This is a genomic window from Alloprevotella sp. Lung230, from assembly GCF_014385435.1.
In the GTDB taxonomy this organism is placed as follows: Bacteria; Bacteroidota; Bacteroidia; order Bacteroidales; family Bacteroidaceae; genus Alloprevotella.
Genome location: NZ_JACSUD010000001.1, coordinates 490,199 through 516,859 on the forward strand (window position 1 = coordinate 490,199; position 26,661 = coordinate 516,859).

22 protein-coding genes and 1 pseudogene are annotated in these 26,661 nt (G+C 51.7%); 13 read left to right on the forward strand and 10 right to left on the reverse strand.

Going from position 1 to position 26,661, the window contains the following annotated elements:
- The first annotated feature begins 32 nt into the window (after positions 1-32).
- Entirely contained in the window at positions 33-1,694 is a 1,662-nt protein-coding gene (recN, locus tag H8527_RS01960; RefSeq protein ID WP_187545110.1) for a DNA repair protein RecN, read from the forward strand.
- A gap of 34 nt (positions 1,695-1,728) precedes the next feature.
- Positions 1,729-3,420: a tetratricopeptide repeat protein gene (locus H8527_RS01965; protein WP_187545112.1), complete on the forward strand. Its 1,692-nt coding sequence runs from the start codon at positions 1,729-1,731 to the stop codon at positions 3,418-3,420.
- A 155-nt stretch (positions 3,421-3,575) separates the two neighbouring features.
- Here H8527_RS01965 and H8527_RS01970 read toward each other — a convergent pair whose 3' ends face one another.
- Positions 3,576-3,896, reverse strand: coding sequence for a hypothetical protein (locus H8527_RS01970; protein WP_222935076.1), 321 nt, complete (start codon positions 3,894-3,896; stop codon positions 3,576-3,578).
- Between the two features lie 56 nt (positions 3,897-3,952).
- Between H8527_RS01970 and H8527_RS01975 the strand changes: the two genes are divergently transcribed.
- From H8527_RS01975 to H8527_RS01990, 4 genes are all read left to right on the forward strand, one after another.
- Positions 3,953-5,029, forward strand: a complete 1,077-nt coding sequence (locus tag H8527_RS01975) for a mutarotase (RefSeq protein WP_187545115.1) — start codon at positions 3,953-3,955, stop codon at positions 5,027-5,029.
- Positions 5,030-5,039: 10 nt separating this feature from the next.
- Entirely contained in the window at positions 5,040-6,281 is a 1,242-nt protein-coding gene (locus tag H8527_RS01980) for an MFS transporter (RefSeq protein WP_187545116.1), read from the forward strand.
- A gap of 127 nt (positions 6,282-6,408) precedes the next feature.
- A complete protein-coding gene (locus H8527_RS01985; protein WP_187545117.1) occupies positions 6,409-7,326 on the forward strand; it encodes a dihydrodipicolinate synthase family protein in 918 nt (305 codons plus the stop codon).
- A gap of 12 nt (positions 7,327-7,338) precedes the next feature.
- On the forward strand, positions 7,339-8,529 hold the full coding sequence (locus tag H8527_RS01990; protein ID WP_187545118.1) for an AGE family epimerase/isomerase: 1,191 nt from the start codon (positions 7,339-7,341) through the stop codon (positions 8,527-8,529).
- Between the two features lie 216 nt (positions 8,530-8,745).
- Here H8527_RS01990 and H8527_RS10005 read toward each other — a convergent pair whose 3' ends face one another.
- The 5 genes and pseudogenes from H8527_RS10005 to H8527_RS10010 all read right to left on the reverse strand — a co-directional run.
- Positions 8,746-9,879, reverse strand: a complete 1,134-nt coding sequence (locus H8527_RS10005) for a restriction endonuclease subunit S (RefSeq protein WP_370539216.1) — start codon at positions 9,877-9,879, stop codon at positions 8,746-8,748.
- A complete protein-coding gene (locus H8527_RS02000) occupies positions 9,876-11,948 on the reverse strand; it encodes a class I SAM-dependent DNA methyltransferase (RefSeq protein ID WP_255498484.1) in 2,073 nt (690 codons plus the stop codon). The genes H8527_RS10005 and H8527_RS02000 overlap by 4 nt, the downstream gene beginning before the upstream one ends.
- Positions 11,935-12,894: a Fic family protein gene (locus tag H8527_RS02005; protein WP_187545119.1), complete on the reverse strand. Its 960-nt coding sequence runs from the start codon at positions 12,892-12,894 to the stop codon at positions 11,935-11,937. Before H8527_RS02005 ends, H8527_RS02000 begins: the two co-directional genes overlap by 14 nt.
- On the reverse strand, positions 12,887-13,093 hold the full coding sequence (locus tag H8527_RS02010; RefSeq protein ID WP_187545120.1) for a helix-turn-helix domain-containing protein: 207 nt from the start codon (positions 13,091-13,093) through the stop codon (positions 12,887-12,889). Before H8527_RS02010 ends, H8527_RS02005 begins: the two co-directional genes overlap by 8 nt.
- Before the next feature lie 392 nt (positions 13,094-13,485).
- A pseudogene (locus tag H8527_RS10010) lies at positions 13,486-14,156 on the reverse strand (transposase); the annotation flags it as partial.
- A gap of 110 nt (positions 14,157-14,266) precedes the next feature.
- On the opposite strand from H8527_RS10010, the gene sufC reads away from it, so the two are divergent.
- From sufC to H8527_RS02050, 7 genes are all read left to right on the forward strand, one after another.
- Complete coding sequence (gene sufC / locus H8527_RS02020) at positions 14,267-15,022, forward strand: Fe-S cluster assembly ATPase SufC (protein ID WP_187545121.1); 756 nt, start codon at positions 14,267-14,269, stop codon at positions 15,020-15,022.
- A 12-nt stretch (positions 15,023-15,034) separates the two neighbouring features.
- Positions 15,035-16,420, forward strand: coding sequence for a SufD family Fe-S cluster assembly protein (locus tag H8527_RS02025; protein ID WP_187545123.1), 1,386 nt, complete (start codon positions 15,035-15,037; stop codon positions 16,418-16,420).
- A gap of 59 nt (positions 16,421-16,479) precedes the next feature.
- Positions 16,480-17,688 (forward strand): cysteine desulfurase, encoded by a 1,209-nt coding sequence (locus H8527_RS02030; protein ID WP_187545125.1) that lies wholly within the window; start codon positions 16,480-16,482, stop codon positions 17,686-17,688.
- 36 nt (positions 17,689-17,724) lie between these two features.
- On the forward strand, positions 17,725-18,042 hold the full coding sequence (locus tag H8527_RS02035; protein WP_187545127.1) for a heavy metal-binding domain-containing protein: 318 nt from the start codon (positions 17,725-17,727) through the stop codon (positions 18,040-18,042).
- Positions 18,043-18,134: 92 nt separating this feature from the next.
- Entirely contained in the window at positions 18,135-18,767 is a 633-nt protein-coding gene (locus H8527_RS02040; RefSeq protein WP_187545128.1) for a ribonuclease HII, read from the forward strand.
- A gap of 135 nt (positions 18,768-18,902) precedes the next feature.
- Positions 18,903-21,386, forward strand: coding sequence for a primosomal protein N' (gene priA / locus H8527_RS02045; protein WP_187545130.1), 2,484 nt, complete (start codon positions 18,903-18,905; stop codon positions 21,384-21,386).
- A gap of 29 nt (positions 21,387-21,415) precedes the next feature.
- Entirely contained in the window at positions 21,416-22,270 is an 855-nt protein-coding gene (locus H8527_RS02050) for an N-acetylmuramoyl-L-alanine amidase-like domain-containing protein (RefSeq protein ID WP_187545132.1), read from the forward strand.
- A 141-nt stretch (positions 22,271-22,411) separates the two neighbouring features.
- Here the strand turns inward: H8527_RS02050 and H8527_RS02055 are convergent, their stop codons facing one another.
- The 4 genes from H8527_RS02055 to H8527_RS02070 all read right to left on the reverse strand — a co-directional run bounded on the left by H8527_RS02055 (position 22,412) and on the right by H8527_RS02070 (position 26,652).
- Positions 22,412-23,743, reverse strand: a complete 1,332-nt coding sequence (locus H8527_RS02055; RefSeq protein WP_187545134.1) for a glucose-6-phosphate isomerase — start codon at positions 23,741-23,743, stop codon at positions 22,412-22,414.
- Between the two features lie 523 nt (positions 23,744-24,266).
- Positions 24,267-25,397: a PD-(D/E)XK nuclease family protein gene (locus H8527_RS02060; RefSeq protein ID WP_187545136.1), complete on the reverse strand. Its 1,131-nt coding sequence runs from the start codon at positions 25,395-25,397 to the stop codon at positions 24,267-24,269.
- Between the two features lie 392 nt (positions 25,398-25,789).
- Positions 25,790-26,200, reverse strand: a complete 411-nt coding sequence (locus H8527_RS02065) for a hypothetical protein (RefSeq protein ID WP_187545138.1) — start codon at positions 26,198-26,200, stop codon at positions 25,790-25,792.
- Positions 26,131-26,652, reverse strand: a complete 522-nt coding sequence (locus H8527_RS02070) for a winged helix-turn-helix transcriptional regulator (protein ID WP_255498487.1) — start codon at positions 26,650-26,652, stop codon at positions 26,131-26,133. The genes H8527_RS02065 and H8527_RS02070 overlap by 70 nt, the downstream gene beginning before the upstream one ends.
- Between the last annotated feature and the right edge of the window lie 9 nt (positions 26,653-26,661).

Sequence of the window (26,661 nt, forward strand, 5' to 3'; positions counted from 1 at the left end):
TTACGATTAATTTTGAACACCTACTTCATCCCATGCTCACTCATCTCCACATTGCCAACTATGCTCTGATTGATCGGCTCGACCTCGACCTGAGGGCGGGCTTTAGTGTGATTACGGGCGAGACCGGAGCGGGCAAAAGTATCATCCTCGGCGCATTGGGATTGCTGCAAGGCAATCGGGCCGAGGCCAAAGTCATCAAAGACGGCGCAGCCAAATGTGTCGTCGAAGGTGAGTTTGCCGATTTCGCCCCCACGCTGGTCGACACCCTCCAAGCCGCCGACATTGATGTGGAGGAGGACAGCATCATTGTGCGGCGGGAAATCATGGCCGGAGGCAAAAGCCGCACTTTCATCAACGACACACCGGCCACCCTCGCCCTCCTCAAAGAGGTGAGTGCCCAACTCATCGACATCCATTCGCAACACCAAAATCTGCTCCTCACCCGCGAGACGTTCCTCATCGACACGCTCGACGGCATGGCCGACAATGCAGAACAACTCACGACCTATCGAGAAGCCTATGCTGCCTTCGTGGCCGCCGAGCGCGAACTGAAACGCCTGCAAATGATGGCCGCCCAAAGCAGCGCCGATCAAGACTATTTGGCGTTTCAGTTGGCACAACTCGACGAAGCGCAGTTGCAAGAAGGCGAACAAGAGGAGCTGGAAGAGGAGAGTGCCACCCTCTCGCACGCCGAAGAAATCCGCACCTCGCTGGGACAGACCGCGCAGGCGCTGCAAAGTGATGAGTTCGACGTGTGTTCGGCCCTCCGTTCGGCCGCATCAGCGATGGAAGGCATTGCGGCCTATCTGCCCAACGCCGAAGCCCTGAGCGAACGCCTCAACAGCGCTCGTCTAGAGATTGACGACGTACTCAGCGAAGTGGAGCGTGCGGCCGAGGACGTGGAGTTCAACCCTCAACGTCTGGCCTATGTCGATGAGCGCCTCTCCACCATTTACAGTTTGCAGAAGAAGCACCATGTAGAGACGATTGCCGAACTGCTCACCTTGGCCGACGACTTCCGCCGACGTCTGGATGCCATCGAAAATGCCGATGAACATTTGGCACGTGCCGAAAAGGCACGCAGCGCTGCCCAAGTGCGACTGTCGGCCTGCGGTGCTCAACTCACCAAGTCTCGCCGGCAGGCGGCCGCCGAGATTGAAAAAAGGCTCATCGACAGTCTGCACAGCCTGGGGATGCCCAACGTGAGTCTGCGCTTCGATTTCGCTGCGCGCCCTCATCCCGATGCCGGCGGTTGCGACGCCCTGCGCTTCCTCTTCTCCGCCAACAAGCAGGTGGCGCTGCAAGACGTGGCACAAACGGCCTCCGGAGGTGAAATCGCCCGCCTGATGCTTTCGCTCAAAGCCTTGATTGCCCAAAAGCAAAACCTCCCCACCATCATTTTCGACGAAATCGACACCGGTGTGAGCGGCACGATGGCCGAAAAAATGGGGCGCGTGATGCAGCAGATGGGGCGCAACGCACAAGTGATTTGCATCACCCACCTGCCGCAAATCGCTGCCTTAGGCACCGACCACTTCCGGGTGCACAAGGAGGAAACCGAAGCCGGCACCACTTCCCACATCACCCCTCTCACCACCGAACAGCGCGTGCAGGAACTGGCCGACATGCTTTCGGGGACGTCCGTGACCGAAGCCGCTTTGGCCAACGCACGTGCCCTCCTCGGCGCTTCCTAATCTCCATCTCCACCCACCGATGTTTTCTTTGCTTATGAAAAAGTTTTTCCTCTTTCTCCTCCTTCTCCAGCCCCTTGCCATGGGCGCACAAAACGCCGCCGACCTCCACAAGGCCGTCGTGCTCATCACCACCTTCGATGCACAAGGCAAAGTGCTACACACCACCCACGGCTACTTTGCACAGCCCGAAGGCAGAGTCGTGACCCCCTACGCGCCTTTCAAAGGGGCAGTGCGGGCAGAGGCCGTCGACTGGAAAGGACGCCACCTCCCCATCACGCGCATCATCGGAGCATCGAGCAACTACGATTTGCTGGTGGCCGCGACCGAACGTCCCGACAAGAAGACACCCACCCTCGCTGCGGCCTCCACTCCGACCGAGCGCGGCACAAGAGGGTTGCAACAGACCTATTATTCCACAGCGAAGAAAGCCCTGCCCGAAGCAACGGCCATCGCCACGGTCGAGAGCGTAGATGGTTTCCCCTACTACACCCTCACCACGCCCAACGAAGAGAAATATATAGGCTGTCCCGTGGTCAATGCCGAAGGCAAAGTAGTGGGCGTGGTGCAGAAAAACTTCATCAAAGATGCCATCACCGCCTGCGCCATCGATGCCTCCGCTGCCGACTCGCTGAACATCTCGGGGCTGAGCGTCTTCAACACCGACCTCAACGCCGTCGGCATCCCCAAACTCCTCCCGCAGAATGACGAGAATGCCGCCTACACCTATCTCTACATGTTCTCGCGCTCCTCGCAAGACTCCGTGTTGGTGCAAACGGCTTTCGACGATTTCCGACAACTTTATCCCAACAACACGATTGTCCTCGGCGACCTGGCCACGTTCTACGCCCTCCGCGGCAACTACGCCCGAGCCGACGAAGTGCTCCGGCAGGGGATTGCCAAAGCCGACAACAACCTCGCCGCTCTCTACGACGTGCAGTCTGCCTTGATGTATGCCAAAGCCACAGCCGCCGGCGAAGACCGCTATCCCGCTTGGACACTCGAAACAGCGCTCGCCGCGGCACAAAACGCCTACAAGGCCAATCCCTCGCCTACCTACCAGCTCCAGCAAGGCGTGGTGCTCTACGCCCTCAAGCGCGACGAGGAAGCGCTGAAACAGTTTGCCGCAGTCAATGCCTCCCCCTTGGCCGGCAGCCGCTCCTTCCTCTACGCCGCCAACACCTTGGCACGCAGCGGCGGCGACCGTGCAGCGGTGGTGGCATTGCTCGACAGCGCCCTCAACCACTGCGCACAACCCTACACGCAAGAGGCGATTGCTCCGCTCAACGCCCGCGCCAAATACCTCATGGAGATGGGCGAATACCGCCGCGCCGTGGGCGACTACAACGACTACGAGAAGATTTTAGGCCGCGACAACCTCACGCCCTATTTCTACTATCTCCGCAGCCAGGCCGAAGTGCAGAGTCGCATGTATCAGCAGGCACTCGACGACCTCGAAACGGCCATTTCCCTGGCTGCCACCACCGACGAGAAAGACGACTATAAGATAGAAAAAGGGCTGCTCTACGTTCAGGTGGGTATGTTCGACGAAGCCATCGCCGCGGCCAACGAAGTGCTCGCCCACGCTCCCGACCACCTCGATGCCCACAAGGTGCTGGGCGTGGCCTATGGTGAGAAGAAGCAAAAGGCCCTGGCCCGCCAGCACCTGCAAAAGGCAGCCTCCCAAGGCGACGAAAACGCCAAAGCCCTGCTGGAGAAATACAAGTAGCGCCGCTCCTTTCTCCTTCCTCCTCTTTTTCTCCCTTCCCCTTATCCCTCCCCAAGTGCTCCACAGCGCTTGGGGATTTTTGTTGCTGAAAAGTTGGGCGTAAGGGAGCAAAAGTTATCTCCGAGGCCTGCAAACTTCTTCAGGTCACGCGCAATCTATAAACCAAGGTTTGGTTTATGTAATTCAAGGTTTGGTTTATGTAATTCAAACCTTGGTTTATATAAACCAAACCTTGAATTAAAGAATTTCCTTGTCGTAATGAAGTTTCCGACGTTCGTAGCGGACTTTTTGAAACCACTGGGAGATTTTTCCGGCTCAGCCATCATTTCTATTTCACCCATACCTAAGAGGAGATACGTGAAGAGAAAGAATGCCGCGGAAGGAGGGATTTTTCGTTCGTTCATGGGATTTCCCACAGATTGTTTGCAGAAGTCAAGGTTTTTTCGGAACTTTGTCCTGCCGTTGTCGTCGGCCATTGGGCGGCAGCGATTTTCATGTCCTTGTTCTGTCGTTGAAAAACAAGCACCTACTTATGTATATCTTTCGTATTGTCTTCATAATCTCTCTCATCATGATGGATTTCATCAATGGAACGAACGCAGACGCGCAACCCTTTGAGTTGGTGCGTGTCGAGCACGTTGCGGGCTTCCCTGCCGACGAGCCCGGAATCGAAAAAGGCGTGTCGGCCTGCTTTGCCGGCGCCGTTGGCGATGTGTTGCTGATGGCCGGCGGTTGCAATTTTCCTGAAAAACCGGCAGCCGAAGGAGGGCAGAAGCGCTACTACCAAGGCATTTATGCCGCCCCGATTACCTCGGCCGACACCTTAGATTGGCAATGCATCGGGCAGCTTCCCGCCGCTTGTGCCTATGGAGTGAGCGTTCCCTTAGAAGATGGATTGCTGTGCCTCGGCGGCAACAACACCGAAAAGAGTTTTGCCGAGGTGTTTGCCATCACGCTGAAAGCAGGCAAAGCCGTTGTGACTCCTTATCCCTCCCTGCCGACAAGTATGGACAACTTCACGGGATCACGCTGCGGAAATCGGGTCATCGTGAGCAATGGTTTGCAAATCTTCAAACTCGATTTGAATCGCTTGGAAGCCGGATGGCAAACCCTACCGCCGCTCACCTCGAAAAAGTTGGGGCAGCCGGTGGGCGTGTTTGTCGATGGGCAGTTTTGCCAATGGGGTGGCTGTACCCCCAAGACAGCCACCGAGCTCACCACCCTCTGCATTTCCGGCCTCAGTTCTGCTTCGGCATCCCCCTTACCGCCCCCGACCGCTGCCGGCGAAGAGATTTACTTAGGTGGGGCGGCCGCCATCAACCTCACCGAACAAGCCTTTGTAGCGGTGGGCGGTGTGAATAAAGACGTGTTTTTGGAAGCCGTGAACCATCCCCAACCCGGCTATATGACGCACCCCGCAACTTGGTATCGCTTCAATCCCTACATCTGCGTGTATCAAGCCGGACAGTGGCACATTGCTGGAAAGGAAACCATTGCCGCACGTGCAGGAGCCGCCTTGGCGCGACATGGACAAGAGGTCTACATCATCGGCGGAGAACTCAAACCGGGGGTGCGCACGCCCGACATTTATCGTTTAACTTTCAACTAACAGATACACCATGAAAATAATCGACAAAAAGTATTATCCCTGGCTGGTGGTGGCGCTCTTATGGGTAGTGGCGCTACTCAACTACATGGATCGGCAGATTTTATCGACCATGCAGACTTCTATGAAAGCCGACATCCACGAACTCAACCAAGCGGAGGCGTTCGGCGCTTTGATGGCCGTGTTCCTCTGGGTCTATGGTCTGGTCTCGCCTTTTGCCGGCATGGTGGCCGACAAGATGAACCGTAAATGGCTCGTGGTGGGCAGTCTGTTTGTATGGTCGGCCGTTACTCTGGCCATGGGGTATGCCACCAACTTCGACCAGTTATACTATCTGCGTGGTATCATGGGCATCAGCGAAGCGCTCTACATTCCTTCGGCCTTGTCGCTCTTGGCCGATTGGCACGAAGGCAAAAGCCGTTCGCTGGCCATTGGCATTCACATGACGGGTATTTATATGGGGCAGGCCGTAGGCGGCTTCGGTGCCGTCGTGGCTGCTATGCTGTCGTGGAAAACGGCCTTCCAAGGCTTCGGCCTCATCGGCATTGTTTATGCTCTGGTACTGGCCGTCCTGCTCTATGAAAAGCCGTCGCATGGCCAAGCATCTCTCGACAACACGCCAACGACTGCCCCCAAAGCAGGTTTGTTGAGCGGCTTCGGCGTGGTGCTGTCGAACTGGGTGTTTTGGATTATTCTCTTTTTCTTTGCTGTACCGAGCCTGCCGGGATGGGCAACAAAGAACTGGCTGCCCACTTTGTTTGCTCAAAACTTAGGTATTCCCATGGAGGAAGCCGGCCCCATCTCCACGATTACCATTGCGGCTTCATCGTTCTTAGGTGTCATCTTTGGCGGTTATCTGTCGGACAGATGGGTGAAACGCAATCTCAAAGGGCGTGTCTACACCAGTGCCATAGGCTTAGGCCTCACCATTCCCGCTTTAATTTTGTTGGGATTGGGGCATAATCTGCCCGCCATTGTGGGCGCCGGTTTGCTCTTTGGCGTGGGCTACGGTATGTTTGATGCCAACAATATGCCCATTCTTTGCCAATTCATCTCGGCTAAACAGCGCGCCACGGCTTATGGCATTATGAATATGACGGGCGTGTTTGCCGGAGCAGCCGTGACGCAAGTGCTCGGCAAATGGACGGACGGCAATCAGTTGGGCACCGGCTTTGCACTCTTGGGCGGTATTGTTGCTTTGGCGCTCTTTGTCCAACTGTGGTTCTTAAAGCCAAAAACCGACAATATGGTATAAGTCGTTTGTCGTCTGAAACGATGCTGTTCATCTCCAACGACAAACGGAAAGGACGGCAGAAGGTACTAAAAATCGGGGTTCTCTTAGCAACCCTCTACAATAATAACGTGATTAAATCAAGATAAGAATGGAAAAAATTATCGGTCTGATTGATGCACCATTCACTCCGTTTTATGAGAATGGTGATGTGAACCTCGAACCCATCGCGGCTTACGGGGCAATGTTAAAGAAAAACGGTCTGCAAGGTGTGTTTATCAACGGTTCATCGGGCGAAGGCTATATGCTCACCACCGACGAAAGAAAGCGCTTGGCCGAAGAGTGGGTGAAGCAAGCCCCACAGGACTTCAAAGTGATTGTCCACGTGGGCAGCTGCTGCCTGCGGGAAAGCGTTGAGTTGGCGCGCCATGCCGCCGAGATCGGAGCTTGGGGAGTGGGGGCGATGGCTCCTCCTTTCCCCCGCATCAACCGCATTGAGGAGTTGGTCAAGTATTGCGAACAGATTGCTGCTGCGGCTCCTCATCTGCCGTTCTACTATTACCACATTCCGGCTTTCAACGGCGCGTTCCTCTCTATGCTCGACTTGTTGAAGGCGGTGGATGGCCGCATTCCCAACTTTGCCGGTATCAAATACACCTATGAGAGCCTCTACGAATACAATCAATGCCGACTTTATGCCGGTGGAAAATTCGATATGCTGCACGGGCAAGACGAAACCATTCTGCCTTCTTTGGCACAGGGTGGCGCACAGGGCGGCATCGGCGGCACCACCAACTACAACGGCCGCGAACTGGTGGCCATCATTGAGGCTTGGAAAAAGGGCGACATCGAAGCGGCTCGTGCGCATCAAGATTTTGCACAGGAGGTTATCAATGTCATCTGCCATTTCCGTGGAAACATTGTCGGAGGTAAGCGCATCATGAAACTCATGGGCTTTGACTTAGGGCCTAATCGTGTGCCGTTCCAGAATATGACCGAAGAGGAGGAAGCACGTATGAAGGCCGAACTTGAAGCCATCGACTTTTTCAGTAAGTGCAATCAATTTTAATGGACAACGACAATGAATCTTGATCCCGAAACTTATTTGCAGCAATGGGCCGACCGCTACAAAGCGGATCTCACGCAGAACATCATGCCTTTTTGGATGAAACACGGGGTTGACTCGGTGAATGGCGGTGTTTACACCTGCCTGAATCGTGACGGATCCCTGATGGACACGACCAAATCGGTGTGGTTTCAAGGGCGGTTTGCCTATATCTGTGCCTATGCCTACAACCATATTGAGCAGAACGCCGAGTGGCTGGAGGTGGCCAAATCGACAATCGACTTCATAGAAGCTCATTGTTTCGACAAAGACCGCCACATGTTCTTCTCCGTAACGGCCGAAGGCACACCTCTACGCAAGCGCCGCTACGTGTTTAGCGAAACTTTTGCTGCGATTGCCATGGCCGAATATGCCATCGCTTCGGGCAATGCGCATTATGCCCAACGGGCTTTGGAGGTGTTTGACGACACGTTGCGTTTCCTTTCCACTCCCGGATTTCTGCTCCCCAAGTTTGAATCGCATGTTCAGTTGCAGGGACACTCCATCGTGATGATTCTCATCAATGTGTGCAGTTGTTTGCGCAGAGCTATCAATGAAGAACGACTCACTCGACAAATCGATGAGTCGATAGACAAGTTGCAACGCTACTTCATCCATCCCGAATTTAAGGCGTTGCTGGAAACCGTCGGCCCTAATGGTGAATTTATCGACACGAACATGACGCGCACCATCAACCCCGGCCATTGCATCGAGACCAGTTGGTTCATCATGGAGGAAGCCCGCCATCGCCAATGGGACAAAACTTTGACCGATATGGCGCTTACTATCTTCGACTGGTCGTGGGACTGGGGTTGGGATAAAGAGTTTGGCGGCATCATCAACTTCCGTGATTGCAAAAACCTGCCTCCGCAGGACTATGCACAAGACATGAAATTCTGGTGGCCGCAGTGCGAAACCATCATCGCTTCGCTCTATGCTTATCTTGCCACAGGAGATGAAAAGTACTTACAGCGTCACCGGCAAATCAGCGAATGGACTTATGCTCACTTCCCCGATCCGGACTATCCGGAATGGTATGGCTATCTCCATCGTGACGGCACCGTGGCTCAACCTGCCAAAGGTAACCTCTACAAAGGGCCTTTCCACATTCCCCGTATGATGGTGAAATCCTTCACCCTCTGCCAGGAAATTCTCCAAAAGCTGTAGCCTTCCACTCCTTTTGGAGTTGTCAGTACAGAAGCATAATAGAGGCCGTGTCAAAAACATTTTTGACACGGCCTCTATTTGTATTTGGGAGATATTTTTCTTCCTCGAATATATTCTACGCTGATTATCAATGATTTATATTCGCGTAGTACAAAAATGTTTCCTCAATTTGAGTAGTATTGATTAGAAAACATCTTGGATGTTATCGTTGATTGTTCATTTTGCAATAACTTGTTGTGCGACCCTAATTTTCTTATTGGCATATTCTGCAACGTCTTTTATGACTAGTTTCTTGACGGCAGAAATGATAGTTGCCATTTTAGAATAATCAGGTTGACCAGATTTCGCTGGCAGTCGTATTATTGTATTTCTCAGTTTCTCATTTACATCTCTTACAAGTACAGACTGTAAGGATTGTTTTTGTTTATTTAAAATAGCTGTGAACCATAACATCTGATTTTCATTCAATATATTCTTAGGCTCTAATATACGAACAAATTGTCCAGCATACCAAGGACGCTTGCGCATAAAAAAATCCATTTGTAGAAGACCTAAACTCCATGTGTTTTTTGGATTTAATTTGGCATTTTTTACGACACCTGTACTCCCTAGAATTCCTTGATCCATAGAAGTTCGAGTAATATAATCATAGCAATCTCCATCGGTAAGAGCGTCAGAGTTAATTCCGATAATATTCTTAATTGAGATATGCTTGTTCAGAGTTGCTGAAATTGTTGGGGTACTATCAAAATCTTCAATAGCGGAACGCTCTTCTTTAGTGAGTTCGTAGTTCTCAAGACCAGCAGCTCGAAGCCATGCTTCGAGCTCCGCCACGCTCCGCTCTTCGAGCTCCGCTATAAATTCTTCGATGAAATCGAAGTCGACTTTATTATTTTTAGTTGGCAATACAATTATATCGTTTTCCACCTTATTATCCCAAGTAGCCAAATAATCTCTTGAATACTTAGGATAAAGTACTTTCTCTAAAACTGTTACCAAATATAAATTAACATTATGACTTGCTTTATGCTGTTTTAAACGGATAAAATAGCTTTCAGCTAAAATACCAGTGGCTTGCTTCTGTGCGTAAACTTTTCCTGCAGCAATAACTCCATTATATACTATAGAAATTACGTTTTCGAATGTCGTAAATTCCCCTTCACGCCCCCAGTACATTATTCCGTTATCTCCAAATTTGCAATAAACCACAGGGATACTAAACTCCTTATTTCTGTATTTGCGGACATTTTCTTTGATTGCTTTTGTAACAGTTAGTTTTTCAAACAAATTCCCAATTTTATATTCGCCCCACTTAACATCATTTAGCCGTTTGTTAAGTGAGGCATCTATTTTCCCAAGCTATCCTCCTCGTTTGCTTTTTGTTTTAAGAGGTTAGACACTTCCCACGCAAGATAGTCGCTAACTGTTTTCTTAAAGTCGGCAAGTGTAGGTTTGGTATCTATGGGTGCAATTTGGTTCCAATCGGCTCCATTTTGGGGGTCTATAGTTCCTTCATGATATTCTTTTTCTGTCAAAATCTTAAGTTTATTTTTACCAAAACGAACAAGATTAACTACTTCCTCATAACGTTCCTTGGCATGATCAGTATCTTTTATATTTACACTTGCTTTCCTTCTATTGGAACGTGTATAACCATCGATAGAAAAATCAATAAATTTAACGACATCGTCTTTCTTATGCGCCTCATTTATACGGAAGACATAGATGTTGGTCTGTACATTTGACTTACCTATAAACAAGTCGCTAGGCATTTTTATACTTGCCAAGAGAGTGTTACGTTTAAGAATACGCTTGTTGTATTCCGTAGCTCTACCCGATCCTGTTGAACTTTGTATAATAATAGCAGCATACCCTTTTTGCATCATACTCAAAGCTTTTTCTACAAAATTCATTCCATTTCCCAAAGAGGAATAAGGAGGATTCAGTACGAAAGCATCAGCAGGAAATTGTTCTTTGGGTTTTCCATATCCATATTTGCCATCAAAATCTTTTAGCGAATCCTTATTTAAAATATTAGAACTTCCATCACCCATCAATATCATATTGAGAATTGCAAGCATATAAACACTTGGCAAAAGTTCAATACCTAAAAGTTGTTCGGCTTTGATACGTGCTTCCTTTTTGGCTAATTCGTTAGGCGAATCAATATTGTTTTTAGCATCAACGAGCATCTCGTTCATTGCAGCTACAAGCAAACCTGCAGAACCAGTCGCAAAATCCCAAACGTATGAATCCTTATTTACTCGTGCTAACTTAACTAAAAGAGTAGCTACATATGAAGGAGTAAGTACAACATCATTAAGTTTATCTTGTGAAAAGCCTAACCAGCCATACATTTCATTGAAGAGTTTACCTGTAAAGTCTGTTGTTAGTCCAATTTTATAGTAAATCCCCAAATCATCTACTATATTTGTAAAAACACGTTTCAGTTGGCTTTCTCCATTTTCTACCTTATTCACATTCTCCGCAGTAAGAGTATTCTGCAAAGTTCGGATTATCAAACCTCGCTTTGCATCTGGCAAATTCTTTTCTTTTAAGAAAGCTATTATTTTGCGAAGAATTATTTCACCATCAGTATTACCTTGCTCAACAGACGATTTCAAATCTTCTTTCTCAAGTGGACTTACTTTGCCTGCTATTCCCAATGTTGCAATAATAGATGCAGCAACAAGGTATACCCTATCATTTTCACCAAGTCCTTTTTCGTTTTGGTAAATATGATTGTTCAGTTTTACAAGACTTGCCGTTATTTCTTGCTCTCGTTTTGCCTTAAGATTATCTAATTCTTCTTGTGTAAGACTTAACGATTCTATTTTTTCAATGAAGGCATCAAAGTTATTTGGAGCTAAGAAAGATAAGTCAGTAAATGTTCCAACTTCTTGCCCTACACCTAAATTCTTTCGTGAAACATAATAAACGCCTATTTGATGCTGTATCTTCCCAAACTCATCTTTATAGCCCGTCATACCAATTGCTATTATTTCCGTATAGCTGGTATAATGGAGGAGTGCGTTTGCATAGTGTACTGCTCCGTTTACTGCGTATGAGTTGATATTCTTAAAGTTAGGCTCATTCTTTGCATTTTTATTTTCTACTCGCCCATCAGCATCTAACTTTACCAGTTTATCCTTATATCCTTTATACTCAATAAGTACAGGATAATAATTAAGTTTCTTATCTTGTAAAAGCAACTTCGCATCTGGACGATTAGCCCCACTGCCACCGTTCTTACTGAAGTAGTCAGAAAGAGCTTTGTCGATTTCGGTATTTAAAGACTCTTGCTCAAGTTTGTAATCCAACTTATACGATTTTAGCCAACCATTAGCCAAATCTGCTATATTAGGTTCTATTGATTGTACGCTTTTTGCCATAATCATTATTTTTTTATTCTTGTTCATAATAATATGAATAATCAATACCTTTCATGAACATTTCTCGGTCATCAATCTTGGTGGTGAGTGCAGGCAGTACCAAAGCTTTGATGTGTGTACTATCAGAAACACTCTCACGCATTGCGCTCAGATATTCATTTTTATTTATCTGACTCCAATCCACACACCGTTTGAGAGAACGCTTCAGCATGAGGTCAAGCCAAATACGAGTGCTGCGACCATTACCCTCCATAAAAGGATGGGCGACGTTGCATAAATTCGGCTGCACTCGACCATTTGTGAACGAGTTCACATGGTGCTCATTGGCACGAATTTTCATTTCAACATATTTGTCCATTATCTCGTTGAAGGTTGTTTCTGGCATTCGCTCTATTGCTTGCAGGGTTTCAGGGAAATGCATACAATTAGCAAAGGTAAAACCACCTTTTGAAATATTCTTGGTACGGATTTGTCCTGCAAAGTCATACAGTCCTCCAAAGAGATAAGCATGTATTTGTTGTAAACATTTGATTGTACCTGGGTCTACAGTCTTTAAGATACCACTTTCAAAAAGCTGATAAGCCTTTTTCTTGCTCTGTCCGTCAATAGTGTTATCACTATAGAGGAACCAGTCGAGAAAGTTCGTAGCCTTGGTATTGTTGATATGCTTTGCCAAAAGGGTTACACCCTCTGCATCAAACGTATCTGTCTTATAAGACTTCCCGTCAGAGGCTTTTAGCTTCAGTTGGTTAGTGCTACTAACCAACTGACTATTTTCTTTTCTTAGTTTGGTTTTGAGATACTTCCAATAGTTTCTCGTCTTTTGGTAATCATCTTGCTCGTTAATCGCAGCAATGATGTCCAGCACAGAGAACCACCACTTACTGTGTTCCTCGTCCCACACCGCCCTAACTTCACGGTCGTTGAAAAAACGAATAGATTTTTTATGCTCTACCATAATAAAGTTACTCATCTGGGGTGTTAATCAATTCCTTTGGATTCACCTGCAAGATCTCTGCTATCTGGAATGGTAATTCAAGGCTTGGCTGTCGACGATTGCAAACGTATGAATTCACAATAGTGAAACTCTTACCAAGTTTCTCCGCAAGCCATGTCTGCTTAATCCCTTTCTCGTTAAGCACCTCTTTAATTCTATTAGTTGGAGTTTCCATAAATATCATCTGATAGTTTGCAAATATAGTAAATTTTCTTATATGAAACACTTAATAAGAGGAAAAAAATCGGCTTAATGGTCAAATGTACTCCTGAAAAGGGGCATAATGCTCTCTTTTTCACACCTTTGTAGGTGTTCATCGTACTATTATGGAAAATCATCGTAAAAAAAGTGTCAGAAATGCGGTTCTCATGATGTAATCCGCAAAGGAGTTAAACATGGTTCCTCATATTGGTATTGCAAGAGTTGCCAATGCTATTTTAGTGGTCGTGAAAAGCCTAATAACCCCAATTCAGTTTAAGATCCCCTCCTTTTTACTCAGCTTATAGTCCACAACGATTCTTTCGACCTTGTTGTAGGCCGAAGATTTATTGTTTCACGCAAGTAAATTTAGAAAAGTGTGAGCTGTTTCACTTCTGCTTCTCCCTCCATCTCAAACTCCATATTGATAGAGGGTTTTGTGTCGTAGAAAGCATAAGCCGCCATTCCTGCCAAAAGATTGACAATAAAGTTTGAGATACTTCTGTGGCGGGTATGAACAATCTGTGCCACGTTCTTGAGCATATCGTTAATGGTTTCGATAATGCTTCTTTTGCGGAGCATGATTTTGTCGTGCACATCCATTAAGCGGTTCTTCATATTAGTGCGTATTCCCGTAACGATGCATAGTACCACCCCATCGTACTTTTCCCCTTATGAGCATAGCCCTTGAAGACACGATTGGAATACTCTCGCTTGTTTTCGCACACAGGAATACGCGTCGAATCGATAAAAGTAATCCCCGTACATTCTCCCATCAAAGCTAATTTAAGGAAGAGCAAAAGTGGAATCGCCACTCGTGGCATACGTTCTACAAATCGGGTATACGAAAGAAGGTTAGGGAACTCTTCTTTAAGTTCTCGACAGACATAGAAGAGATAGAAATGTTTGAAATTTCGAAACGTATTGCTGTGGGACAATACAAGGATGGTAATCATTTCTGCATCGCTCATTCTTCCCTTTCTATTGCGGCGTTTAGGGGTGTTTGGAGAGGGATTTGAAAGCGAAACCGTACTTTCAAAATCGAAGTGCGGCCCACCTTTTCATTTTGTTTGTAAAAAAGGATTTGTTAGGCGGAAAGAAATGAGTAACTTTGCACAATCAACTCTATTCAGAACAAAACAGAACAAAAATGCTCGAAATACGTAATCTGCATGCCGCAGTAGAAGGCAAAGAAATACTCCGTGGCGTCAATCTGACCATCCGCGATGGAGAGGTGCACGTGCTGATGGGCCCCAACGGCTCCGGCAAGTCCACCCTGTCCAATGTGCTGGTAGGCAACCCTAAATATGAAGTGACGGAAGGCGAAATCATCTTCAACGGAAAAAACCTGCTCGACCTCTCGCCCGAAGACCGCAGCCACGAAGGCATCTTCATGTCCTTCCAAGCGCCGATTGAAATCCCCGGAGTGTCGATGACCAACTTTATGCGCGCGGCCATCAACGCCAAACGCCAATACTTCGGACAAGAACCGATGGGGGCGGCCGACTTCCTCAAACTCCTTCGCGAAAAGCGCAAACTCGTGGGATTGGATGCCCACTTCATGAGCCGTGGGGTGAACGAAGGTTTCTCGGGCGGCGAGCGCAAACGCAACGAAATCTTCCAAATGGCGGTGCTCGAACCCACGTTCTCCATCCTGGACGAAACGGACTCGGGGCTGGATGTCGACGCCCTCCGCATTGTGGCCGAAGGGTTCAAACAACTGCGTACGCCTCAGTCCTCGGCCATGGTGATTACGCACTACCAGCGGATGCTCGACTATCTCCAGCCCGACTTCGTGCACGTACTGGTCAAAGGTCGCATTGTGAAAGATGGCGATGCCTCCCTCGGCTACGAAATCGAAAACCGCGGTTTTGACTGGATCAAAGAAGAAGTGGAAGCCCAATAAATTCGTCTGCCCATGTCCAGTGTCCAACAATATCTTGACCTCTACCGCGAACAACGTGCGCTGATAGAGCAGAACAGCAGTGCGCCACTCAACGCCCGGCGTGCCGAGGCGGCCAAATGTTTGTCTCACCTTCCGCTGCCCACCCGCCGCGTGGAGCGCTACAAGTACACCGATGCCGAAGCGGCCTTCTCGCCCGACTTTGGTCTCAACCTGCACCGGTATGCCCTGCCGGGCGAACAGATGCTTCCCTCCTGCCGCGTACCGGCGCTGCACACCTTCCTGATGCACGTCAACAACGATGTGGTGTGCCCATTGGCCGACGATGTCGTGCTGCCCGAGGGCGTCACCATCATGAGTCTGAACGAAGCCGCGCAGCACCACCCCGACCTCGTGGCGCGCTACTACCACCAAGCCGCCGCCCAAGAGCCGGCCAATGCCCACAAGCACACCGACCGCATCAAGCGCGATGCCGTCACGATGCTTAACACGCTACTGGCGCAAGACGGCATCTTTGTGCACGTTGCCCCTGGTGTGAAGTGCGACCGCACGCTGCAAGTGGTGTTCCGCGCTTCGGCCGATACCGACTTCATGTCCAACCGCCGCGTGCTCGTAGTGGCCGAGGAAGACAGTCAAATCGACCTCCTCTTTTGCGAACATGCCGAAGGTACCCACCGCTACCTCAGTACGCAGGTGACGGAAATCTTCACCGCCCCCCGAGCCGAGGTGAACCTCTACACGCTCGAAGAGACACACGCCCACAACACGCGCTTCTCCAACATCTACGTGGAGCAAGAGGCCGACAGCCGCGTTTCTATCAACGCCATCGCCCTGCTCACCGGAGTTTCGCGCACGATGGTCAATGCCCGCCTCCTCGGTCGCGGTGCCCACTGCCAAACCACAGGAGCGGTGATTGCCGACAGCCACCAGCGCGTGGACAACAGCATCCTCGTTGACCACGTGGCTGAAGCCTGCACCTCCGATATGCTCTACAAATATGTGCTCGACGGCGAAAGCGAAGCCGCCTTTGCCGGAAAAGTGCTCGTGCGTCCCGGTGCACAACAGACGCTCTCTCAACAGACAAGTGCCAACATCTGCATTTCGCCCACGGCCAAAGTGCACTCGCAGCCGATGCTGGAGATTTATGCCGACGATGTGAAGTGCAACCACGGTTCGACGGTCGGTAAACTCGATGAAGGCGCTCTGCTCTACCTCCGCCAGCGCGGTATCCCCGAGAAGGAGGCCCGTCTGCTCCTCCAGCACGCCTTCATCAACGATGTGCTGCAGCGCGTCCACCTCGACCCGTTGCGCGAACGTCTCTCCTACCTGGTCGAACAGCGCTTCCGCGGCGAACTCTGCCACTGCCAGTCGTCGTGCGAGGGATGCTCGTCCGTTCGCTAAACATTTCTCTCGGATTCCTTGGCAAGGCCTGAGCAATCCGACTTTTCCCTCCCCCCATCATGCAACATTATCGTGACGACTTCCCCATCCTTGGGCGCGAAGTCTACCACCGTCCGCTCGTCTACCTCGACAACGCCGCCACCACCCAGAAGCCGCGTTGCGTGGTAGAAGCGATGACGGCGCAATACTACGAAACCAACGCGAACGTGCACCGCGGTGTGCACTTCCTCTCCCAGCGCGCCACCGACCTGCACGAAGGGGCACGCGAGGCGGTGCGGCGCTTCATCAACGCCCGTTCCACGGCCGAAATCGTCTTCACCCGGGGGACGACCGAAAGCCTCAACCTCGTGGCCTCCTCCTTCGGCGAAGGTTTTCTGAAAGCGGGCGATGAGGTCATCCTCTCCACGATGGAGCACCACTCCAACATCGTGCCGTGGCAACTGCTGCGCGAGCGGAAGGGCATCGTCCTCAAGGTCATCCCCATGGACGACCGCGGCGTGCTCGACCTCGACGCCTACCGCGCCCTCTTCACCGACCGGACCCGACTGGTGAGCTGCTGCCACGTGAGCAACGTCCTCGGCACCATCAACCCCGTGGCCGAAATGGCGCGCATCGCCCACGATGCCGGCGCCTACTTCCTGGTGGACGGCGCCCAAAGCGTGCCCCACTTCCCCGTCGACGTGCAAGCGCTCAACTGCGACTTTCTCGTCTTCAGCGGCCACAAGATCTACGGCCCCACCGGCATTGGCGTGCTCTACGGCAAGGAAGCGCTCCTCGACAAGATGCCCCCCTACCAAGGCGGCGGCGAGATGATCGCCCGCGTCACCTTTGAACGGACCACCTACGAGCGACTGCCCTTCAAGTTTGAAGCCGGAACGCCGGACTATGTCGGCACACACGGTCTGGCCGCCGCCCTCGACTACGTATCGGCCATCGGGATGGAGCGCATCGCCGCCCACGAAGACGACCTCACGCGCCACTGCATGGAGCGGTTGAGCTGCGAAATCGAAGGCATACGGCTCTTTGGCGAAGCTCCCGCAAAAACCTCTGTCGTGGCCTTCAACGTGGGCCATCTCCACCCCATGGACCTGGGCACGCTCCTCGACCGCCTCGGCATCGCCATCCGCACCGGCCACCACTGCGCCCAGCCCCTCATGGCCCGTTGCGGAGTGGAGGGAATGGCCCGCGCCAGTTTTGCGCTCTACAACACCCGAGAGGAGGTCGATACCTTCGTCGATGCGCTCCGCCGCGTAGTCCGGATGTTCTGAGTACCGCTTTTTTTTCAAATCCTTTCATCCCAACCTATGCTCCTTACCACCACCCCCACCATCGAAGGACGTCCTGTCGTGCAATACCTCGGCATCGTCACGTCCGAAAGCATCATCGGCGCCAACTTCGTCCGCGACTTCTTCGCCAGCATCCGCGATGTCATCGGCGGTCGCTCCGGCTCCTACGAAAGCGTGCTGCGCGAAGCCAAAGATGCCGCTTTGCGCGAGTTGCAACAAGAAGCCGAGCGTCTCGGTGCCAACGCCGTGGTCGGTGTCGACCTCGATTACGAAACTGTCGGCGGAAGCGGCTCGATGCTCATGGTCACCGCCAGCGGAACAGCCGTCATCATCTGAGTCGACACCCGACACCTCACTGCCTCAACGCGTCCTGTGCCCACTGCCACAGGGCGCGTTTGAGCACCCCACCCACCTCAACGCCTCAGTCCATGTCCCTCCTTCCCCTCTACAACACCCGCGGCCTGCTCGAAGCCGGTTGCGACGAAGCCGGCCGTGGCTGTCTGGCCGGTGCGGTCTATGCCGCCGCCGTCGTCCTGCCGCCCGACTACTGCAACCCTTCGCTCAACGACTCCAAACAACTCACCGCCGCCCGTCGTTACGCCCTGCGACGGGAGGTGGAGCGCGATGCGCTGGCCTGGGCGGTGGGGGTGGTGTCGCCTCGGGAAATCGACGAAATCAACATCCTCAACGCCTCCATTCTGGCCATGCACCGCGCCCTCGACCGCCTCAAAGTGCGCCCCGAGTTTGTCATCGTCGACGGCAACCGATTCCACCCCTACCGCCCCGGCGCCACCCTCGACAGCTCCGACCTCTCCCTCCTCCCCGAGCCCCTGCCGCACGCTACCCTCGTCAAGGGCGACGCCCGCTACCTCGCCATCGCCGCCGCCTCCATTCTGGCCAAAACCTACCGCGACGACTACATGGCCGACCTCCACCGGGAGCATCCGCAATATGGCTGGGTGCGCAACGCCGGATATCCCACCCGCGAGCACCGCGCCGCCATCGCCGAGCACGGCCCCACCCCCTTCCACCGCCGCTCCTTCCGCCTCCTTCCGGACTGACCTTCCGCTCCCTTCGCACCAATATGCCGCCGTATTTGAAATCCGCTGCCGGAAGGCCCAAAACAAGATGATATCATTTTCGCCCAAATATGATATCATCTTCCCCCCGTTTCTTCTCCAAAATCCCCACCCCACATGTTTGCCGACATCGTCCTCCCCCTCGCCGTCCCCGGTGCCTACACCTACCGCGTCCCGCCGCTCCTCGAAGGGCGCGTGGAGATGGGCTCGCGCGTGGTCGTTCCGCTCGGAAAGGCCAAACGCTACACCGGCATCGTCCTCCGCCTTCACCAAGACGCCCCCCCTCTGGCGGCCGACCAACTCAAAGACATCGAAGAACTCGTGGACGCCGAGCCACTCCTGCTCGAAAACCAGATTGACCTCTGGCGCTGGATGGCCCACTACTACCTCTGCCATCCCGGAGAAGTGATGAAAGCCGCCCTGCCATCGGGGCTCAAACTGGAGAGCGAAACCCTCTTTGCCGTGACCGAAGGCACCGACTTCGATGACGATGACCTCGGCGAGGTGGAGCGCGCCGTCGTCCGCACGCTCGCCGCCCGGCCGCAGTCGTTGGCCGATGTGCGCAAGGCGGTCGGTCGGCCGGGAGTGGTGTCGGCCGTGAAGCGGTTGGTCGAAAGTCGCGTCATCGAGGTCGAAGAGCGCGTGAGTCAGGCTTTCAAGACGAAGACCGAACTGCAATACCACCTTCCCACGGCCTACCGCGACGAGACCCGGCTCAATGCTGCCTTCCAGGCCCTCAGTCGCTCCCCGCGGCAGCACGAAGCCCTCATCACCTTTGCCGAACTCGCCGGTGCCGCGGCCGCTTTCACCCTCGACAATCCCCACCTCATCGCCGACGTACGCCGCAACGACCTCATCCGACGCCTCGGCGACAACGCCGCACCAGCCCTCGCCGCCCTCGTCAAGCGCGGCATCCTGGAGCGCATCAACATCGAAGTGGGCCGCCTGAAGACCCACAAAGCCCTGCCCGGATGGCTCGACCGCCCCCTGAGCGAAGCCCAGCAGGCGGCTCACGACGCGATTGTCCGCAGTTGGGATGACCACGAGGTGGTGCTCCTCAAAGGGGTAACGTCCAGCGGAAAAACGGAGATTTACACCAAACTCATCCAACGCACCCTCGCCGAGGGACGACAGGTGCTCTATCTCCTGCCCGAAATTGCCCTCACCACTCAAATCACCGACCGCCTGGGCAGATACTTCGGTGAGCAGCTGGGCATCTACCACTCCAAGTTTCCCGACAACGAACGCGTCGAACTCTGGCAGCGGCAGCTCACCGACCGCGCCTTTCCCATCATCCTCGGTGTGCGCTCCGCCCTATTCCTCCCCTATCGCAACCTCGGCCTCATCATCGTCGACGAGGAGCACGAGACTTCCTACAAGCAGCAGGACCCTGCCCCCCGCTACCATGCTCGCGACGTAGCCGTCCTTATGGCCCACCGGCAGGGCGCGAAAGTGCTCCTGGGCACGGCCACGCCCTCTGTGGAGAGCTACACCAACGCCCAAAAGGGGAAATACGGACTGGTGGAGCTCAACACTCGCTTCGGCGACGTCCGTCTGCCGCAAATCCTGGTGGAGAACCTCGCCGAGCTACGGCGCAAGAAGCAGATGACCACGCCCTTCTCCCCCCGCCTCATCGAGGAAACCGAGGCCGCGCTCAAGGCCGGACGGCAGGCCATCTTCTTCCTCAACCGCCGCGGCTACAGCCCCGTTGTCCAATGTCGCTCCTGCGGATGGTCGCCCTCCTGCAACCGCTGCGATGTCTCTCTCACCCTGCATCAGAAGATCCACAAGCTCGTCTGCCACTACTGCGGTGCGGTCTACGACATTCCCACCCATTGCCCCCAATGCGAGCAGGCCGACCTGCGCGACATCGGGGCCGGCACCGAGAAGATTGAAACGGCCGTGGAGAAGACTTTTCCCCAAGCCCGGGTCGGACGCATGGACCTCGACACCACCCGCTCACGTTCGGCCTACGAACGCATCATCCGCGACTTCCAAAGTGGACACACCCACCTCCTCGTCGGCACGCAGATGGTCACCAAGGGGCTCGATTTCGAGGGCGTCACCCTCGTGGGCATCCTCAATGCCGACCAACTCTTCAACCAGTGCGACTTCCGAGCACACGAGCGTTCCTTCCAGATGCTCACCCAGGTGGCAGGGCGCGCCGGTCGCCGCGGGACGCAGGGCACGGTCATCCTCCAGACGCGGCAGCCCGACCTGCCCATCGTCCGCTGGATTGTCGAAGGTGACTACGAGGCGATGTACCAATCCGAGATGGCCGACCGCCGCATCTTCCGCTTTCCTCCTGCCGTGCGCCTCATCGCCATTTTCCTCAAACACCGCGAAGAGCGCACCGTGGCCGCCGCAGCCCGCAGCCTGGCCGGTATGCTCCGCCCCTACTTCGGCGACGACCTCCTCGGCCCCGACCGCCCAGCCGTGGGCTTCGTGCAGATGCTCCACATCCGCAAACTCCTCCTCAAGGTAGACACCCGCTACTCCGCCGCCGATGTGCGCAACATCCTCCTCTCCGCCCGACAAGGCCTCCTCAACGTCGATGCCTTCAAGCGCGTCAGCCTCTATTTCGATGTCGACCCACTCTGACCTTTTTCCTTTCCCTCCCCTTGAATGTTATGCTCACACTTCTCCTCCTCTTCTCTCTTGTGGGCGTGGGCTGCCACCACCCCACTGTGCCTCCCACTGCCGATGCCCACTATTCGCCTGCCGACTCCGTGCAGGTGGAGCGACTGTTGGCCGACACCACCCTGCTCTCGCCGCTCGACTTTGCCCGCTGCCTCAAAGGTCGGCCCTACGTCTCCTTCACCCTCGAAACGGGCGATCCCGAGCGCTTGGTGGTCAACCTCCGCGAACTGGACTGCGCCACACTGGTCGAAACCTCCCTCGCCTTGGCCTGGACGCGCCGCCGTAGGGAAACCGCCTTTACCGACTACTGCCGCTCGTTGCGCCGCCTGCGCTATTTCGACGGCCGCACCGACGGCTATCTCTCCCGCCTCCACTACCTTTCTTTCTGGATGAAGGAGCAGACGGGCCGTGGCACCGTGGCCGAAGTGGTGCTCCCTGCCGCCCTCACGCAGCCGCTCAACGTGCGCCTCAACTACATGAGCACCCATCCGCAAGCCTACGCTGCACTGCGGGCGCACCCCGAGTGGGTCGACAGCATCGCTGCCCTTGAGCGCCGGTACTCCGGCCGCGTGGGCCGCTTCATTCCCAAGCACCACCTCGGCAAGAGCCGCCGCGAACTCGGGGCCATCCACGACGGCGACGTCATTGCCATCGTCACCAGCAAGGCCGGGCTCGACTATTCCCACCAGGGCCTGGCACTATGGGGGGCCGACGGTCGCCTCCACATGCTCCACGCTTCGAGCGACCGCAAGCGTGTCATCGAAGACGAGCGCACCTTGCAGGACTATCTCAACCGCATCCCCCACACCCTCGGCATCCGCGTGTTCCGCCTCACCGACCGCTGAACTGCTCGCCTGCTCCCCTCCCGGTCGCTGTGCTTGTCACGGCCTGCCCACCTGTTTGTCGCCCATCGAAAAAGCCATCGGTGCGTAAGAACGTTGTGTTCCTACGCACCGATGGCTTTATATATAGGGTCACCTCTGCGCTTAGAGGCGGGCCTTGATGGCTTCCGTTTCGGCTTCATAGCCGGGCTTGCCGAGGAGGGCAAACATATTCTTCTTGTAGGCTTCGACACCGGGTTGGTTGAAGGGATTGACGTCGAGCAGCAGACCGCTCACGCCGCAGGCCCGTTCGAAGAAGTAGATGAGTTGACCGAGGTAGTACTCGTTGAGTTCGGGCATCACGATGCGCAGGTTGGGCACACCACCGTCCACGTGGGCCAGCTGAGTGCCGAGTTCGGCCATCTTGTTCACCTCGTCCACGCGTTTGCCGGCCAGGAAGTTGAGGCCGTCGAGGTTTTCTTCATCGTGGGGGAAGAGTACGGTGTGGCGGGGCTTCTCCACGGAGATGACGGTTTCGAAGATGCTGCGTTCGCCCTCTTGAATCCATTGTCCCATCGAGTGGAGGTCGGTGGTGAAGTCCACAGCGGCGGGGAAGATGCCCACACCGTCCTTGCCCTCACTCTCGCCGTAGAGTTGCTTCCACCATTCGTTCATGAAGTGGAGTTTCGGTTGGAAGTTCACGAGAATTTCAATCTTCTTTCCAGCACGATAGAGGGCGTTGCGCACGGCGGCATATTGCGTGGCCATGTTGTCTTCACCGGCACATTGTGCTTCCATGTCGGATGCACCCTTGACGAGGGCATCGATGTCGAAACCGGCGCAGGCGATGGGGAGCAGGCCCACGGGGGTGAGCACCGAGAAGCGGCCGCCCACGTTGTCGGGGATGACGAACGAAGCGTAGCCCTCTTGCGTTGCGGTGACGCGGGCAGCACCTTTCTGGGCATCGGTCACGGCCACAATGACTTTTTGCGCCACTTCCTTGCCACGTTGCTCCTCACATTGCTTCTTGAGCAGACGGAAAGCGAGCGCAGTTTCAGTGGTCGTGCCGCTCTTGGAGATGTTGATGACGCCGAATTTGCGGCCGCGGAGGTAGTCGCAGAGTTCGTAGAGATAGTCTTCACCGATGTTGTTGCCGGCAAAGAGGATGACAGGATTTTTGCCATCGTTGGTGAGCCACTCAAATTGGTTGCCAAGGGCTTCAATCACCGCGCGCGCACCGAGGTAGGAACCGCCGATGCCGGCCACCACGATGGTGTCGCAGTGCTCGCGCAGGGTTTGGGCGCAGGCTTTGATTTCGCCCAAGAATTGCGGGGTGATACTGCTGGGCAGGTGCATCCATCCGAGGAAATCGTGGCCGGGGCAGGTTTGATTTTCGAGCGCCTGCTGTGCGGCAGGCACGTTGGCTTTCACTTCATCGAGCACACCGGCCGCGAGAAACCGGGTGGCATTGTCGAGTTCTAAACGAATAGCATTCATTGTAAGTAGTGTTGTTTGGGATAGGTCGGGGACAATCCCCCACCTGATTTTCATGCGCAAAGGTACACAAAGTTTGCTGGCAGACCAAAGAGAAGCGCGCGATTTTATGGGCAAAACATTAATTTTTCTCATTGCGAAGCGTGGGTATCCCTCCCCTTCTTTCTGGTTTACAAGGCGCAAAAAGTACGCCACGAACGTCGGAAACTTCATTACGACAAGGAAATTCTATAATTCAAGGTTTGGTTTATATAAACCAAACCTTGAATTACATAAACCAAACCTTGAATTATAGATTGCACGTGATCTGACGGAGTTTGCACGATTCAGAGACAACTTTTCCCCTTACGCCCTTATTTTTCAAAAAATCCCCAAGCGCTGCGAAGCACTGGGCAGAATAAAGGGAAGGAATAAGAAAAGAGGGGGGTACTTCACTTCCTCGATGTACTTTCAAGATAAGTATATTTTCTCTACTTTGCTACCCTCTTTGTTTCAACTCATTTCGAACACCTACTTAATAGGAACATCAATGAATTTTGTCTGTTATTGATTTCATCTTGTCATATGCATCAACAAGAGCATTGACAATCTCTTCTGTTTTATCCCCATCTATAATTGGAAGATGCAAATAAGTACGTTTTCCGCGATTCTCATCTAATTTTATATAGTTGGGGAAAGCTTCAAGAACAGCTTCCTTGTATGGGAACCAGTTTGACTTGTCCCATGTTGTTATATAAATATGGAACTCTCCACAATATCCTTTTTCTGTTGCTTCATAACTTGACTCTATACCTATACGATTAGTTTTGTCGTTAAAGGAAAATCCTAAATCCCATCCTTCCCATATCCACCATCCTGCTTTAGTTCTTTCTTTTGCCCTCTCCGCTATAGAGACGATTTGCTCCTTTTGTCGTGGGCGAATACCTGCTTGGAAATTATTGTAGCGATTAATAAGTCCTTCTATACTTTCTTTATTCTGCATAAAGAAATCAAACTCTCTTTTGCTGTTTATATCATCCATGTTCTCTATTGTTTTCATAAAATCAATCATATAAGTAAGATATTTCTGATCGCAGGACATCATGTAGCTGCCCAACTCCTTATGAACCTCTGAAAATAGGTCTTTATAAAGGACGGGACGAAATCCATTATGTTTCATCCGTTCCTTACTGTTGGAATCTAATAAGGGAAAAACAGATAAAACCAATAATATCTGATGTTTCTTATCAGCATAGTTTTCATGTATGTGCTTGGCGTATACTTCCAGTGGGTTATACAAGCCGGCCGTGGTCTTGTTTTCTATCGCAATAACAAACTCCTCTGATTTAACAACAATATCAATTCTCTTGTCTTCAGCATACTCTTCTGTAACACATTCTACATTATTATAGAAAGGCAGATTCTCACCTTGCCTTGAAACACGCCATAATGCAGACAACCACAAATCATGCAACCCATGTTCTGCAAAGGGATTGAAATAGAACTGCAAGATTCTGCTACACACTTCTTCGAATCTGCTATTCGGATATTTACAAATATCCATAAAAGTGGGACGCAAATCTTGCTTAGGCAACTGCTCAAACTGACACAATAGCTCTTTATCTGTCTTTCTTTCCCGCAATTCGTTATTGGAGGTTTCTGTTTTTTTATCTTTCATATCAAAATTCTGAAACATAAAATCGCAGCAATCCAAGCGGGACTGCTGCGACTACTATTCTGTGAGAGGTTTATTTCACTTCCTCAAAACAAATACATATTGATTTACAGCGAATTGCAATAACATGGTACAAATATGATTACTGAAATCGATTGCAAACAATCGGTTATATTGCATCGTCTATTTTTTCGTAGCAATAATGGAAAGACTTTTCCTTATCATGAAAAGCTACAAATAGGAATTCCCCATTTTTCAATGGCGTATATTTTGTTATTGCGTTATTGAAATCCTCGGATAAGTGATTTAGTTCTTCTTCTTTTGAAATATTGAAAATCATCAATCTTAATCCTGTATTTGATAACAGTAGTTTTTGAAAATCATATTTGATACCACTATACCGATCTCCTTTTTTTGTCCTCTCTGCGTCTATTTTCCCATTCGGATTCAACAATCAGAGGAAAATCTAGAGGAAAATATCCCCCATCGTTATCTTCTCTATACCATAGTAAGTCGTATAACCATTCTCTATTTACAAACTTAGAGTCTCCTTTTTCATTTTTATATTTATCCATGAATTCTTTAGACAGAGAATGGGAATAAACCTTGTATTCTTTTTCACCCCCCCCCATCAGGGTTAGAGCTTCAAAAAGTTTTGTCGTTCGCTCTCCTCTCTTTATAATAGGAGTATCTGGGGAATAGAAACTCTTTGAAACTTCCTTTGCTAATTTCTCTATTATTTGCCTTGCAAGTTCATTACCCACATTAATATTATCTCCATCCTTATATAGGATCCAATTTCCCATATTAATTGTTTGTTTAAGATGTTACATTCTTCACGTTCTATTATCCACTTACCTGACTTTGTAGAGCCTTCGTGCTTGATGAGTCCTTGCTTAGTTATATTCTTAATATGATATTTAATGCCGTCAAGAGTAATGCCGATAGATTGAACCAACTCCTTTTGAGTAATTTCAGGCTTTGCCTGAATAGCTGATAAAATCCTTTCTTGGGTAGTTTCTTGGATAGTTTCTTGGATAGTTTCTTGGATAGTTTCTTGGATGTTTCTTGGATGTTTCTTGGATGTTTCTCCTCCAAAACCCTCTTCAAAATACTTTTGAGAAACGTTCTCAACTACTCGAAAAGCTGTAATCAATGAAAAATCAAAATAGGCTTGCCCGTTACCGTTTTCTTCCAACTCCTTCTGGCCTCGGTAGACTCCACGACTGAATCGGTTTACATAGCCCAAGACTTTCATTGCTTCGGC